The sequence below is a fragment of the Bradyrhizobium sp. CCBAU 25360 genome, assembly GCF_028128695.1.
GTDB lineage: Bacteria > Pseudomonadota > Alphaproteobacteria > Rhizobiales > Xanthobacteraceae > Bradyrhizobium > Bradyrhizobium ottawaense.
The window spans coordinates 971,763-984,591 of the sequence record NZ_LBJA01000001.1 but is presented as its reverse complement, the minus strand read 5'-3'; the positions used below and the strand labels follow the sequence as shown (position 1 = coordinate 984,591).

Annotated in this window: 9 protein-coding genes and 1 pseudogene; 7 read left to right on the top strand and 3 right to left on the bottom strand. The window is 57.6% G+C overall.

Translation table 11 applies throughout. The annotated features are described in order from the left end of the window. Positions 1 to 424: 424 nt before the first annotated feature. A pseudogene (locus XH81_RS04215) lies at positions 425 to 1,690 on the bottom strand (IS701 family transposase). Positions 1,691 to 2,495: 805 nt separating this feature from the next. On the opposite strand from XH81_RS04215, the gene XH81_RS04210 reads away from it, so the two are divergent. Beyond that, positions 2,496 to 2,861 (top strand): hypothetical protein, encoded by a 366-nt coding sequence (locus tag XH81_RS04210; protein WP_271595894.1) that lies wholly within the window; start codon positions 2,496 to 2,498, stop codon positions 2,859 to 2,861. A 288-nt stretch (positions 2,862 to 3,149) separates the two neighbouring features. Continuing rightward, complete coding sequence (locus tag XH81_RS04205; RefSeq protein ID WP_271595893.1) at positions 3,150 to 3,455, top strand: hypothetical protein; 306 nt, start codon at positions 3,150 to 3,152, stop codon at positions 3,453 to 3,455. 1,016 nt (positions 3,456 to 4,471) lie between these two features. On the opposite strand, the gene XH81_RS04200 is transcribed toward XH81_RS04205, so the two are convergent. Both XH81_RS04200 and XH81_RS04195 read right to left on the bottom strand, forming a co-directional pair. Next, positions 4,472 to 5,521 (bottom strand): hypothetical protein, encoded by a 1,050-nt coding sequence (locus XH81_RS04200; protein ID WP_271595892.1) that lies wholly within the window; start codon positions 5,519 to 5,521, stop codon positions 4,472 to 4,474. 436 nt (positions 5,522 to 5,957) lie between these two features. Further along, positions 5,958 to 6,800: a hypothetical protein gene (locus XH81_RS04195; RefSeq protein WP_271595891.1), complete on the bottom strand. Its 843-nt coding sequence runs from the start codon at positions 6,798 to 6,800 to the stop codon at positions 5,958 to 5,960. A gap of 603 nt (positions 6,801 to 7,403) precedes the next feature. Here XH81_RS04195 and XH81_RS04190 point away from each other — a divergent pair. From XH81_RS04190 to XH81_RS04170, 5 genes are all read left to right on the top strand, one after another. After that, positions 7,404 to 8,150, top strand: coding sequence for a thermonuclease family protein (locus XH81_RS04190; RefSeq protein WP_271595890.1), 747 nt, complete (start codon positions 7,404 to 7,406; stop codon positions 8,148 to 8,150). Between the two features lie 13 nt (positions 8,151 to 8,163). Next, entirely contained in the window at positions 8,164 to 9,612 is a 1,449-nt protein-coding gene (locus XH81_RS04185) for a hypothetical protein (RefSeq protein WP_271595889.1), read from the top strand. Next, a complete protein-coding gene (locus tag XH81_RS04180; RefSeq protein ID WP_271595888.1) occupies positions 9,605 to 10,441 on the top strand; it encodes a hypothetical protein in 837 nt (278 codons plus the stop codon). Before XH81_RS04185 ends, XH81_RS04180 begins: the two co-directional genes overlap by 8 nt. 4 nt (positions 10,442 to 10,445) lie before the next feature. Next, positions 10,446 to 11,462, top strand: coding sequence for a hypothetical protein (locus XH81_RS04175; RefSeq protein WP_271595887.1), 1,017 nt, complete (start codon positions 10,446 to 10,448; stop codon positions 11,460 to 11,462). A 92-nt stretch (positions 11,463 to 11,554) separates the two neighbouring features. Further along, a complete protein-coding gene (locus XH81_RS04170; protein WP_271595886.1) occupies positions 11,555 to 12,631 on the top strand; it encodes a hypothetical protein in 1,077 nt (358 codons plus the stop codon). Positions 12,632 to 12,829: the final 198 nt, after the last annotated feature.

Below are 12,829 nucleotides of genomic sequence, written 5' to 3'. Positions count from 1 at the left end.
TCTAGCACCGGCACTTACAATCGGCGGTTTATGCTGAGGTCACGAAGGAATCGTCGCGAGTTCGATAAACTCAACAATCTTGTAGCTCTCATTGCTGGGCTCGAAAGATGCGTCGGCTACGGCAGCAGCTTCCACACGCACGAGAAAGTACTATTCTAACTCTCGAAGTGAAGTGTTGCAATCTGCCAGCAGCATTCAAGGCGGCTGCGCTGTGCGGCAAGCTTCACATGATGCCCACCTTGTGTCGGACGAGAGCTCCATCCCCTCCGTTGCATTGCAGCGCGGCCTACTCTTACTGCGTCATGGCCGCCGGCGCATGCGTGATGCGACGGTGCCGCCGCAACAAGGGCATCGCGGCAGAGTTTTGATGAGCCCTTTGATGAGGCGATCGCGCAAGGTTGCGATCGAGTTCGGGACGTGGCGTTCAGGCCGCGAGGGCGGAGCCTCTGGGTCGGTAATTGTCGGGTAACGGAGGGACCTGGACTGGCGCGGTGGAACGAGGTCCTGAGGGGGGAATCGTCGCCCGCTCGGCGATGAGGAATCCGTAAGCCGCTATGCACAGGGTTGCGTGATGATGGAAGCCGCGCCAGCCGCGCCCCTCGTAGTGGCCAAGCCCGACCTCCTGCTTCAGCTCCTGATAGTCGCGCTCGATGCGCCAGCGCAGCTTGGCCAAATCGACGAGCTGCTCGAAGCCGATCGTCTCCGGCAGCGTCTAGAGCCAGTATCTGGTCGGCTCCGCTTCGCCTTGTGGCCATTCGATCAACAGCCATTCGAGCGACAATTTCTCGGGGATCATTTTAGGTGACCCGACAAGGACGCGCACGCGCGCAAAGCGCGAGGCCAAATGCTCGGCCGAGCCTTCCCGCCACGCCACCGTCTGCCAAGCCTGCTTCGGCAGACCGAGCGCCACTTTCTTGGCCGAGACCAGATCGGGCTCGTCGCGTCGGCCGGTATTGTTCAGCGGCTTGTCCATGCGCCGCGGGCCGGTGCCGGGCTGCCACATCAATATGTCCGACGTGCTAGCGGCCGCGTAAAGCACGCCCAATTCCGTCATGCCGTTGCGCAACCGCGAGTCCCTGCCATAGGCCGCGTCCATCAAAGCGGTGCCTCGCGGCAGGCCGGCCTCGCACGCCCATCGGATCTGCTCCAGCGCGATCTCCGGCTTGGTCTTGAACTTGATCTCCTTCGGAACGCCCGCCTTCTTCCGCCGGGCACGGTCCCTGGTCCATTCCTGCGGCAGATACAGTCGGTAGGCGACCGGCAGGCTCGCTGAGTGATTGGCGATCGACAGCGATACCGCGACCTGGCAATTGGCCTGCTTGCCGAGTTGCCCGCAATATTGGTGATGCACGCCGACCGAATGCTTGCCTTGCTTGGGGAACGAGGTGTCGTCGATGATCCAGGCCTCGATGGGTCCGTTGGTCTCGATCGCCGGCAACACCGTCGCTCGCACCTTGGCCAGCACATCCTCGTCCGACCACGTCGCATTGGCGACAAAGTGCAGTAACGACTGATGCTGTGCCGCCGTCCGGGCTGGCGCCGTGCGCGCCGCCATCGGTTCGACGCTCTTGCGTTCACCGGGCAACATCAGACCCGTGCAATAGTCGCGCAACGGCCTCAGCCGCTCCGCGTGACCGAGCACGCTCCCAAGCTCCCACGCGAACCGTGCTTCACTCTGATCGAGATCCATCTGGCCCTCCGCCTGCCAAAAGATTGAATCTAAACAATTACTTGATTCTCAGCCTCAATTCCTGCGACCACCTGACTCAGTAGTACTACATCGTGCATCGGGCCGAAACCTTTGGTGGGCCAAGACAGTAGACGGTGCCGTGCGCGGCTGGCATGGCGAGACATTAGCTGTGCCGTCATGCAGTCGATGACCGTAGATGGGTCAAGATGGCTTACACGGAAAACCAGAGCGGAGTCGGCGGATTGACTGCTGTTGCTATGTTCCTCGCTTCGAAGTGATATAATTCACCAATGCTTCAGTCGCTCTGGCGTCGATCAGGCAAAAAGTCAGGCCAGGGTTCGGATACTTACCGACCGATAAACGGGCGAGTCGCCGCAGTTCTGAACGGTTATGACAATGGTCACTGTGCGAGCCGCGCTGCATCGTCAAACCGAGAGTGTTCAACCGATGAAGAAACTGAGGAAATACGCCGGACAACTGTCGAGTTTTGAAACGGCGAGTTTCTGTGGCACGAAAGATTGTGACGCCAAAAGTTCACCGGCATTCTTTTGACCGAAGCCAATTGCGAGATAAAATGCCTTCCGGTCTGGACACGTACCGTAATCTCTTTGCCAGGAACGATTTGTCGCCTTCCTGGCGTTAATTGCGCCGGAGGCGCTATTGCAGCGAAGGCATTCTACTCAGATGAAAATGCCGACCAAATAACCAAGTAGGCTCTTGCGTCCTAGGCGAGCAGCTACGGACTTTTGGTCCAGCTGATGTATTTCGGTGGGAGATAACCACAGTAAACGTCGAGGATCATCAAATGATTCAGAGGAAAACAGTTTTCAAGTTGATCCTGCTCTTCGCAGGTCTCTCTATGCCGACCGTTGCATCTGCTTGGTGTATGTTTGACTGTCCTCCTTCGAATTCAGCCGTTGTATCCGATCTTACCACTCGGACCATCCGAGCGATGGGGCAATCGCTCAAGGCTAGATCGGCAACGTTCGTCGATAGCCAGGACATCAAGCCCATGGGCATTCCGGTTTACCAAGCATTCTTGGATGCCGATTTCATTTTCGCAGATGGTACACCACTCGGCACGACGCAGAGGGTTGTGATGATTTACGAAAAGCGGAACAGTGGCTGGGTGTTAGTTGCCATCAACTGCAAGGTTTGCGATTTACCTTAGGCTGTGTGGACTCTTGAGAGTCTCAGTCAGACGCAACGTGATTTAAGGCTTTCTTTGAGGCCACTTGGGTGTGATCGATGGCCTATCCGAGCAACCCGCAAAGGGGGTCGTATTTCCGGCTTGATCATCGGTGGACCAGACCAGCGTGGCTCCGCCGAGGCCGCTTGGCTGCTCTGGCGGCAACCGAACCGGGGCAGCTCACAGCGCCGTTTTTTTGGAGTGGGGATTAAGTGAGCACCTCGCTACGCGACATCTTGAAATTGCGATCGGCACACAGGAGCAATCACAATGAAAAAACTTCTCATCGCTGCTGCCCTGGGGGCAGTAATCGCCGCGCCAGTATTGGCTCAGAACTATAACAATAATCCCAACAACAATCCCACGGGCAAGCCGTGTGTGGCTCCAAAGAACGCGCCACCCGAAGATGGGGTTGGAACGAACTTTTTGCGTTTTGTCGCGAACGATCCGAAGAGATCGCCCCATGATCGGCAAAAGGCGACCCAAGCACTAAGCGCGAGTGGTTCTGACCGACAACTCGCAGCTATGGCTCTAGGATGGGATCCGACAGGTTTGGTCCGAGGCTGCCCTGAGTAGGAAGCGCGGATAGGGCTGGTCCGGCCTCTCAGGCCAAAACGTCCTTCCGTTAGAGCCGATCCGAGAAGTCGGATGAATTGATGTGATTCATCGCGCGCTCGTAGAAGACTTCTTCAGCCTGCTATAAATGCACTGCACAGGAGAGAAGTGATGTGGCGATCATTTGGGCTGGTTCCGTTACTCCTTGCCTCCACCGCTTGGGCACAGGCCGAAATCAAGCAGGTGATTGCACAGCTCGCACCATCAGCGTTTACGTCATGTTCCCGATTGAGCAACGGGAGAAACTCTTGGATGATCGCGCCGTGTACCGCGACATCTTGCAGCCAATGCGAAACTTGGTGCAGCAACGCTGTGTAGGCGTGTAGGCGTCAAGGTCCAGCACGTGATCTGAACCCGAGCGCCACTGCTTTTGCGGAAGGGATCCTGTGCCATAGCGGCAGCCAAGATCATTGTTACCGTTGGTCCTAACGAGAAAATTCACTCGTGGGCAGTTGCATGACCCGTTACATGCAGTCGACCCAGCAAAGCGCCAGTACGGGATGGACCAGGGATGTGGATTGGAACCGCGACGACCTGGATGCAATCAAGAAGCAGCAAGCCGAACAAGCCAGAGAACGGCAAGCTGATGAAGGCAGAGGCAATGTATGCTGCCATCATCTAGGATTGCGGCCCTAACCAAACGCTGATAGGTGGCCCGTGGCTTAGTCAAGCCAGCTACAAACAGATCGCACTAGATGAGATCAGCGTGCATTTGGCTCATTGGATCTGCGTCAAGCCAGTTGAGTATATGGGAGCGGCAGCTAGCCAGTTCGGTGGCAATGTAGCTACTGTCAAATACATTGGATACAGCCGCAGGGAACCGGGCTTAATCTATGCGATCCGGGTCATCCAGTATTGAGCGAGGATCACACACGCTTCCACCAAGCGCCAGTTTCTTCTCGACCACTCAAGGACGCGCGCACCACAAGCCGTGCGACGCAGTGCAGGCCACCTTGGGCTGCTCCGAGCTGGCCCCACTACTGCATCAGCCGGGGAATCGAAGCGATCGGCGTCGACGGCGGGAACAAGTACCAATATGCAAGAGTAATGCCCGTCGGTCCGTCGAAGCCTCCAGCGCCAGGATAATTCGGATAGAACGCCCATCGGTTTGCCACGCCACCACCCATCACCACATCAATGACGCACGATCCTCCTCTTGGGGCGACATCGAATTCTGCGCGCAGACCCTGAGGGAAGCGTTTCATTGTCGTTGATTTGATGCGGCTCAGCTCTTGAGGGGTGAGTTCAAGGTTTCCGTCATAAAAATAATTGATGCAGGCGTTGACTAGTACCTGGGGTGACATCTTTGGTGCATGCGCACCATAAAGAGCAACCCGATACCTGATCGCCTTCGATACAGTATCGATCGCAAACACTTCATTGGGACCACGATCCAACATCTCAGAGAGAAGTTGAGTATCAAAGAAATGCGGTACGCGATCTTTGCCGAGTTTAATCAAGCCATTGACTGCTTGCACACTCTGAGAAAATGATCCAGCAACGTCGGCACCAGAATAGTTTTTGGGGCCCATTTTTGAAGCATCAAGATAAGGAGCGTGGAACGCAAGCACTCCGTTAACGTGCAAAAATCGATTGAGTTGTCCTTTCCATGGCGCTGATCCTGCCATAAAAATAAGAGCGCAGGCAGAACCGCAGACTGCTCCCGATTCTATAGCTGTGCCGATCGCCTCATCCATTAAGTAGCGTGCAATAGCGAGGCCTTCATCGTAGGCTCCCCCCGGAGATCGAAGGCATAGGCGAGGGCTATCGAATTTACGCCACCGCGATGCCTGCACGAAATTTCGGAACTTAGCCGAGTCGCCCGGGAGAATAAGTCCTTCCAAGTAGAAATTGCACACAACCTCGTTATCGTCTTTCAGATTGCTGGTCAGAACGACATCTACATCGATACTGCCATTGTGCAGAGCGTCCACTCGCCCAGGCTCTACAACGCGAAACTCTGCTGCGAGCCCCTCCATAGCAAAGACCATTAGATAGGTCAGGATCGCGAACAGACGTTTAACCACCTTGACGTGCCCCTTGAAGCTACTTGGTTCGGCCGAACCGATTATACGGTTGCTTGCGAAGAATTCCAGGGCGAGCAGGGTCGCTTCGAAGCTGGGGAGGCACGCATCCTGGATGCTGACGGCCGTCGCATGTCTGCACCAATAAGGTCAAGGCGGAAATGAAATGATGCCAGAGGTGGACTGCCGAAGGCCGTTGGCGCCCGCGATCAGAACGCCACAGACCCTCAGTTGGCTCAATAAGTCTCGTCAGTTGCGCGAGCGCAACGCCCAATTGGGGTTTCCCAGACAAGAAGTGCTCTGCATCTGCAGAATAGGCTCGCTGCGTTGAAGGAGGAGCGCGCTAAATTCGGGGATCTACAGCGCTCCACTCGGCGGCGCCGCTAGCGAGCTGCGAAAGCATGATTGCGGCAATTGCGGTTCTCGACATCTGCACCTCTCAAGCAGCCCGCTTTTTTGCCGTCGGCACGTACCCTGCCGGCTGCCATGGCCTTGCTGAATCCCAGTAGCCTTTGCCGTGAAATCTCACGACCTCGGGCCTTCTGATGGCCATGCGGCGCAAGTATACAATCGGATCGGACGACGCGATCGCGATCCGCCTCTTTGCAAGGCCGGCCACGATGTCGTCTGGCATCATCGGGCATTTGGCCTGTCGGACGATTGCAATGATCTCGTCGTCTACCATGTCGTGGTAGCTCGGAGTCTCACGATCCGCCGGAAACGTCCGGCCCATGAACGCTCGCCGGCGCAACCACCAGCCCGCGCCGACCAAGTGGACGAACTCCTGCCGCTCCTCGTTCATGGTGGCGTAGAAGAACTGATCTTGGTCCGAAGGCCCGAGGCGCACTTTCTTGCGCAGCATCGACAGCATCTGCTTGGTCTCGATCGGACGCTCAGCTTCCGCGAGAATCCGGCGCGCTTCCTCGATGACGGCGTCCCGAGCTGGTGGCGGCATTTCCAGCGAGACTTCGCCCTGCCTGAGCTTCTCCAGAAAGGGTTCGACTTCCGCGCGCAGATAGCCTGAATTGAGACATTTCTGCAGCTTTCTGTCCGGCTTGAAGCCCGCGCGTTCGATCTGGTCCTTCAGCGTCGGAAAGTACCCGGCTGTGTCTGCTGAGGCTGCCCGGGAAATCGTTGTCCCGGCGGCGGAAGCGGCATGCGACCGTTCAGAAGCCGGTTGAGCTGCGACGCTATGAAATCCGGCGTCGGGGCTTGTGCATAGGCGGGTGCAGCGAGGAGCAGAAACAGTGCGGTGGCCAGGATACGCATGAAATAAATCCATCGAACTTAATTAAGTCAGCAGATTAAGTGATGTACTGCGTGCGGAGCAAGACGCGGGCAACTGCCGGATGTGTAATGTTAACAAAGCCGAACTTTGTCCATCGCATGGGGGGCCGTCGAAACTTGCGTATCATTTCCAGCAGCAAGGCCTGGCGCTCGATCGGAAGGCGGGACACCGGGTGTAACTAGGGCGTGCCGGCGAAGACGAGTGTCCGGCGAAAGCTTTCGTTCAAGCTGCGGATTTTGATGGTGTTGGTCATATAAGGTCTCCCTTTGGTTATCGGCTTTGCCATGGCGGCCGGTCGGGAGAATTCGACGTCCGGAGTCCTCAGCGCGGCGGCGACAGGGATGGGTTCGCACGAAGGCTCCCTCTGGGATGCGCGTGATTGCCCTTGCCGGCACGCGGTGCGGGCCATTCACCTCGACCTACCGGCCGGTGCGGACCATCGACCCGGACCATGTGCAGTCACCTACAAAGCGAGCAGCCAAGCCGACCTGCCGATGCCAAGCAGTAAATCTCGCGCATTAACCATACGAGCAAGGGACGAAACGACTCTCGCCATTCGCGCAGTAGGTGTAATAGACTGTTAACTATCGAGGATTGTTGAAAACAGGGTTCCTGTTGATGCGCCGGGTGGTTATCGCGCTCGCCCTCCTGTTGGGCCTCAACCCTGCCTTAGCGGCGGAGGTTCGAGGACTGCCGCAAATTGTGGATGCCGACACCGTTTATATCGGACAGACCAAGATTCGGTTCAGCGGGGTTGACGCGCCCGAAACGGAGCAAATCTGCCTCGATTCTGCGGGCACGAACTGGAACTGCGGCTTAGAAGCGAAAGAGCGGCTTCAGGCGTTCAGCAGCAACCATGAATGGAACTGTCAGTTGTCCGGCCAGGACGTCTACCGGCGCTCGTTGGGCTTCTGCACGGTAAATGGTGAGAATGTTTCCCGGTGGCTGGTCCGGAACGGCTGGGCGTTGGACTTTCGTCGCTACTCCACGGATTTCGTCGCTGACGAGGACTTTGCCCGCGAACATAAGCGCGGCCTTTGGAGCGGTGCCTTCATCGCTCCGTGGGATTGGCGCCACCGCAATCCTTCAACCGTTGTCTTGGGCGCCCTTGCGGTTCCTACCAATGCACAGCGCGCGTTGATCGCGCATGCGCCAACGGACGAGGCGCCGCACCCCTCCAACTGTCTGATCAAAGGGAATCTGACCAGCGCGCCCCAGTGCATCTACCACCTCCCAGGCGGCCGCTTCTACGATCGGCTCAGCATGCAGCCGACTTCCTCACGCCGCTGGTTCTGCAGCGAGGCCGAGGCCCAAGCGGCCGGTTGCCGCAAGTCGAAGCTCTAGTTGCGGACCAGTGATGAACCGTTCTGAATTCCGGCTTTCCCCTATTGCGCGGCTGCGGGCACTTCTCAACCAGCCGACACATGACTATCGGCCCGCGACGACGGTCTTTCTGGATCTCAACGTGGACCGGATTGCCGACGAACTGAAGCTGACCAGCCTGGGCAAGGAGCGCGGTTCGCAGAACCGGCCGGCTTCCGATGCCCAGACCTTGGACGACGTCGAACATCTGATAGTCGAAAGAATCGAGGCCCATAAGCAGGACTCGCATACCATCTATTTGGACCACCTGCATACCTATGATGAACGGGTGACCGCCCTCAGTTTCGAAGAGCGTTTTGCCATTATCCAGCAGGCTGCGCCCGAAGCCGTTGGCGATTTCGAGGCTGAGGCGACCATGGGCCGGGACGAGTTGTTCACGCATCGTCGCCGCCTCAATGAGTCCGAGCTGGAACGGGAGGCATTCCGGAAGCGGCATCGCCTAGAGCGACCGGCGCGGTTAGCAAGTTCCGGCAAGGTCATCCTGAAAATCGGTTTGCTCGCGATTTTGTTTGTTGTCGAGGTTGTGGTCAACGCCGGTTTTCTCGCGAAGTCCAACACCGGCGGCTACATCGGTGCTGCAATACAAGCCGCTACCTTTGCGGCGCTGAATATTCTCGCGAGCTTTCTCTGGGGGCTGGTGTTGATTCGTCCGATTTTCCATCGAAACGTCCTGCTCAAGTTTGTCGGGGCGGTGTTCTTTCTTGCCTACTTGGCGTTCGCGTCGGCGCTGAACCTGACGCTCGGGCACCTCCGCGAGATGCGGCCCAGTCTGGAAGGCGACGTCGGGCAGGACGTCCTGTACCGTCTGCTCACGTCCCCGTTCGACCTCACCGATGTCAACTCCTGGGTCTTCATCAGCGTCGGACTGGTCTTCTCTTTAGTGGCCATGGCCGATGGCCTGACGTTCTTTGATCCCTACATCGGCTATGCCGGATTGGAGCGCCGCTGGATCGAGGCCAGCCAGCAGTTCACCAATTTGAAGGGCGAGCTGATTGAGCGGCTTCGGGACATTCGCCAGGATTCGACCGATGTAATGAATGCAGCGTCGAGCGACTTATCCAGGCGTCGCGCCGACTATGACTCCATCCTTCTGGGCCGGAGCCGGCTCGGTCAGCGCTTCACGCAGCATCAGAGCCAGATTGAGCAGGCCGGCCGCGCGCTACTCGGGATCTATCGCGAGGCCAACCGCAAGGCGCGATCCACACCCGCCCCAGCCTACTTCGATAAGCCATTTACAATGGAGCGGATTATTTATGCTGCCGGCGAACCGGACTCCACCGCACGCGAGCGGCTCCGTCAGATGATCGAGGAGACTCAGGGGCTGCTTAAAGAGCAGATCAAGGCCATTAACGAAGCATTCGAACGAGCGATGCGCTCGTACCGCGAGATTGACCAGTTCTTCCCGGAGGACAAGAATGGCTAGACCCCGTCCCCGGAAGCGCACCGCGCCCGGCATTGGCTGGGCGGGAGTGATCGGAGTCGTGCTTCTCCTGCTTGCGCTCTCCTGCGCCGGCGCGCTGGCTTATTTCTACATTTTTGCGGAGAGGCAACCGGTCCTGGATGAGCAGAGCCTCTGCCCGGCGAACGGCCCGCAGGGGGTGACAGTCGTGCTTGTCGACACTTCCGACGAGCTGCCCGAGACTACGCGTCGCGAGGTGCTGCGCTTGCTCGATGAAATCGCGACCACGCTGCCCCCCTTCCATAAGCTCGATGTTCGCGTGCTCAATATCGCAGGGCCGGGCAGCCGGTCGATATTCTCTAAGTGTAACCCCGGCGATGGGACGAGTCTGAGTGAATGGACAAACAATCGCGAGCTGGCCAGGAAACGCTGGGTTGAGAACTTCCGAAAACCTGTGAGCGAAGCGATAAAGAGCAGTGTTGGCCCCGCAAGAGCCAATGCCTCGCCGATCATGGGCGCGATCCAACAAATTGCAATTGACGAGTTCGCCGGAAATGCCAGGCAAGACGTCAAGAAAACGCTTTACGTGATCTCGGACATGATCGAGTCCACAAGGGATTACAGTCAGTATCCTCGGGCCGGAGACCTGTCGTACCTGCGCTACAAGCAATCCGCCGCCTACTTGAAGTATCAAACCGACCTTCGTGGTGCGACAATCTTTGTTGAGCTGGTGACTCGGCAGATCAATGGAAAGCCGGTGGTTGACGATCTCCAGCTCATGAAGTTCTGGCAGGAGTGGATTTCCGACAACCGCGGCATGGTCGGCTTCATCAAACGGCTGCAGGGAGCGTAAAGAGATGGCTCCCAAAGGTGCCAGCAAGGGTCTACCTCCGGGTCTCCTGAGCGGCCTGCTGTTCTTTGCGGTGGTGCTGGCCGGCAGCACCTACATCATTTTCTCGAAAATGCATGATTTCAGCGCTGTGCAAGTGACGGCCGTCCCGGTCCTGATTATGATCGGCTACGCGCTCGTGCTCGGGATGGCGCGGTTGTTTCGCCTACGGGATGATCAGTCCGGCGATAACCTCTACTACATGGGTTTTCTGTTTACGTTGACCAGCCTCGCCGTCTCCCTCTACCAATTTTCCTCCGATGGGGCCGCCGAGCAGATCGTCAAGAATTTCGGGATTGCGATTGCGTCGACCATCGCCGGTATTGCGCTTCGCATTTTCTTCAACCAGATGCGCCGTGATCCGGTCGAGGTCGAGGCGACAGCGCGGATGGAGCTGGCCCAGGCCTCCCGAAACGTGAAGCGCGAGCTGGAGAGCGCCGTTCTTGAATTCGGCTACTTCCGGAGAATGGCCCAACAGTCAATCAGCGACGCCCTCGACGAGGTTAAGGAGGCCCTCGGAGAAACACGCAAAGGGCTAGCCGGCGAAATGCAGGGCTTCGCGGTAGCGGCCCGCCAGCCCCTCGAGGATGCGTCGAAACGCTCGGGCGAGGCGCTCAACATGATGAATAATCAGGTGGTGCGGACCCTTGAGGCTGTTTCGAAGCAGTTGACCGACCAGGGAGACCGATTGACGAGGAGCACGGCAAGCATGGTCAAGGCCATCGATGCCGTGGTGGGCAAACTGGCGTCCCTGCAAACGCCGGAACAGGTCATCGAGATAAAGCTCGCACCGATGATCCAGGGCCTGACGCGCGCGGTCAACTCGTTCAGCAAGAGCAGCGAGACGCAGGCAAAGGCAATTGATGAAAATCTTCGGCAGACGCAGGCCCTTGCGGCGGCACTGAACGAACTTACGAAAGAAATCCGCGCTGAGAATGCAGAACGATATGCCACCGGTCCCTGGGGTCGGGGCCACAACACCTAGGCGGCAACGTGTCAGTCACAAACGGTCAAATCACGCGGCAGAGTTCTTCATATCGCCAAGGGCTCGTGCTCGGGCTCACAATGGCGGAGATCATGCTGCTTCTGGTCTTCTGCCTGCTCATAGCGATGGCCGCCTTCTTGCGCAAAGAGCAAGTGAAGCGGGAAGAGGCGGACAGGAAAGTCGAGCGACTATCGGTGGACAATCAGCGTAACCAGGATCTCTTGGAAGCTCTTCGAAATAACGAGACCCTCGTTGAAAAGCTGAAAACTCTCGCGGGGACTGGCGATCCGCAGGCCATCGATAAGTACTGGCGCGAGCTGGTAGACAGCCGCGCGACCGCAGATGAACTGCAAAAATCCGGGTTGTCACTCAAGGAAGTGCGCGACCGGATTGCAGAAATCAAGGCGCTGCGTGCAGACGGCATCGATGTCGATAAGGCGGTCCGGGATGCGAACACGATTGCTACCATCAACCGCGCCATGGTCAAACCAGGCGAGCCGCCTGCGTCCACTCAAGCCATACTTGATGCGCTTGCTCGCGGTGCTCCAGGAAACGGCCCGTCTGGCCATCAATGGCCACCGATGATCAGCTTGAGCGAGGCCGAGGGTTATTTCTTCAAGAGCGGCAGTGCTGAGCTCACGCCAGAGTTCCGAGACAAGCTTCTCAACAAAGTGCCGGACGTTCAGAAATTGATCGATCAGTACGATGTGGATGTCATCGAGGTGGTCGGTCACACGGACGAGCAGCCGCTCGGTGCGCGCCAGTCCAATCTCGATTGGAATCTGACTTCCGTCCTTAAGAATACAACAAATGTGGCCAGCCTCGTTCCAGCAGATAATGCCGGATTGGGATTGGCTCGTGCAGTGTCAGTTGTGAGCGTGCTGAGGCAAAGTCCGCTTTCAAAGTACAAGCTAATCCCACTCTCCGGCGCGCAACTCGTGAATACGGATGAGACGCTTGCCATTCAGGGAATACCTGCAAACATCAAAGAGCGGCGCCGCATTGAGATTCGGCTTCGCAAGTCGGATGGACACGAAATCACGACCAGCATTGCTCCACCTGTGATGCCGCCGCCCCCGAGGCGGCGACCGGCCGCAAAGCCCGCGCCATTGTCGTTGTTGCCAAAGCAGCCGGCTTCTGCCCAAACGTGGAACACGCCTGCAAATTGATCCAATTACGATCTGATTCGCCTTAATGCGCCGGATTCCGGCAAAAACACATCCTGACGCTGCAGTTCACTCCAGGCGTCGACGCAAAATCGCAATTGTGATTATACGATTTGGTGTCCCTGCCTGCCTACTAACGCCACCTTCGCTGCTGATCCTGGAAGCGCTCTTCGACCTGCTCTCCTGGCCCATTAATTGGTC

Excerpts from the sequence above, each read along its gene's own strand:
- XH81_RS04210 (WP_271595894.1), top strand. The coding sequence starts at position 2,496 with ATGATTCAGAGGAAAACAGTTTTCAAGTTGATCCTGCTCTTCGCAGGT.
- XH81_RS04205 (WP_271595893.1), top strand. The coding sequence starts at position 3,150 with ATGAAAAAACTTCTCATCGCTGCTGCCCTGGGGGCAGTAATCGCCGCG.
- XH81_RS04195 (WP_271595891.1), bottom strand. The coding sequence starts at position 6,800 with ATGGATTTATTTCATGCGTATCCTGGCCACCGCACTGTTTCTGCTCCT.
- XH81_RS04185 (WP_271595889.1), top strand. The coding sequence starts at position 8,164 with ATGAACCGTTCTGAATTCCGGCTTTCCCCTATTGCGCGGCTGCGGGCA.
- XH81_RS04180 (WP_271595888.1), top strand. The coding sequence starts at position 9,605 with ATGGCTAGACCCCGTCCCCGGAAGCGCACCGCGCCCGGCATTGGCTGG.
- XH81_RS04175 (WP_271595887.1), top strand. The coding sequence starts at position 10,446 with ATGGCTCCCAAAGGTGCCAGCAAGGGTCTACCTCCGGGTCTCCTGAGC.
- XH81_RS04170 (WP_271595886.1), top strand. The coding sequence starts at position 11,555 with ATGCTGCTTCTGGTCTTCTGCCTGCTCATAGCGATGGCCGCCTTCTTG.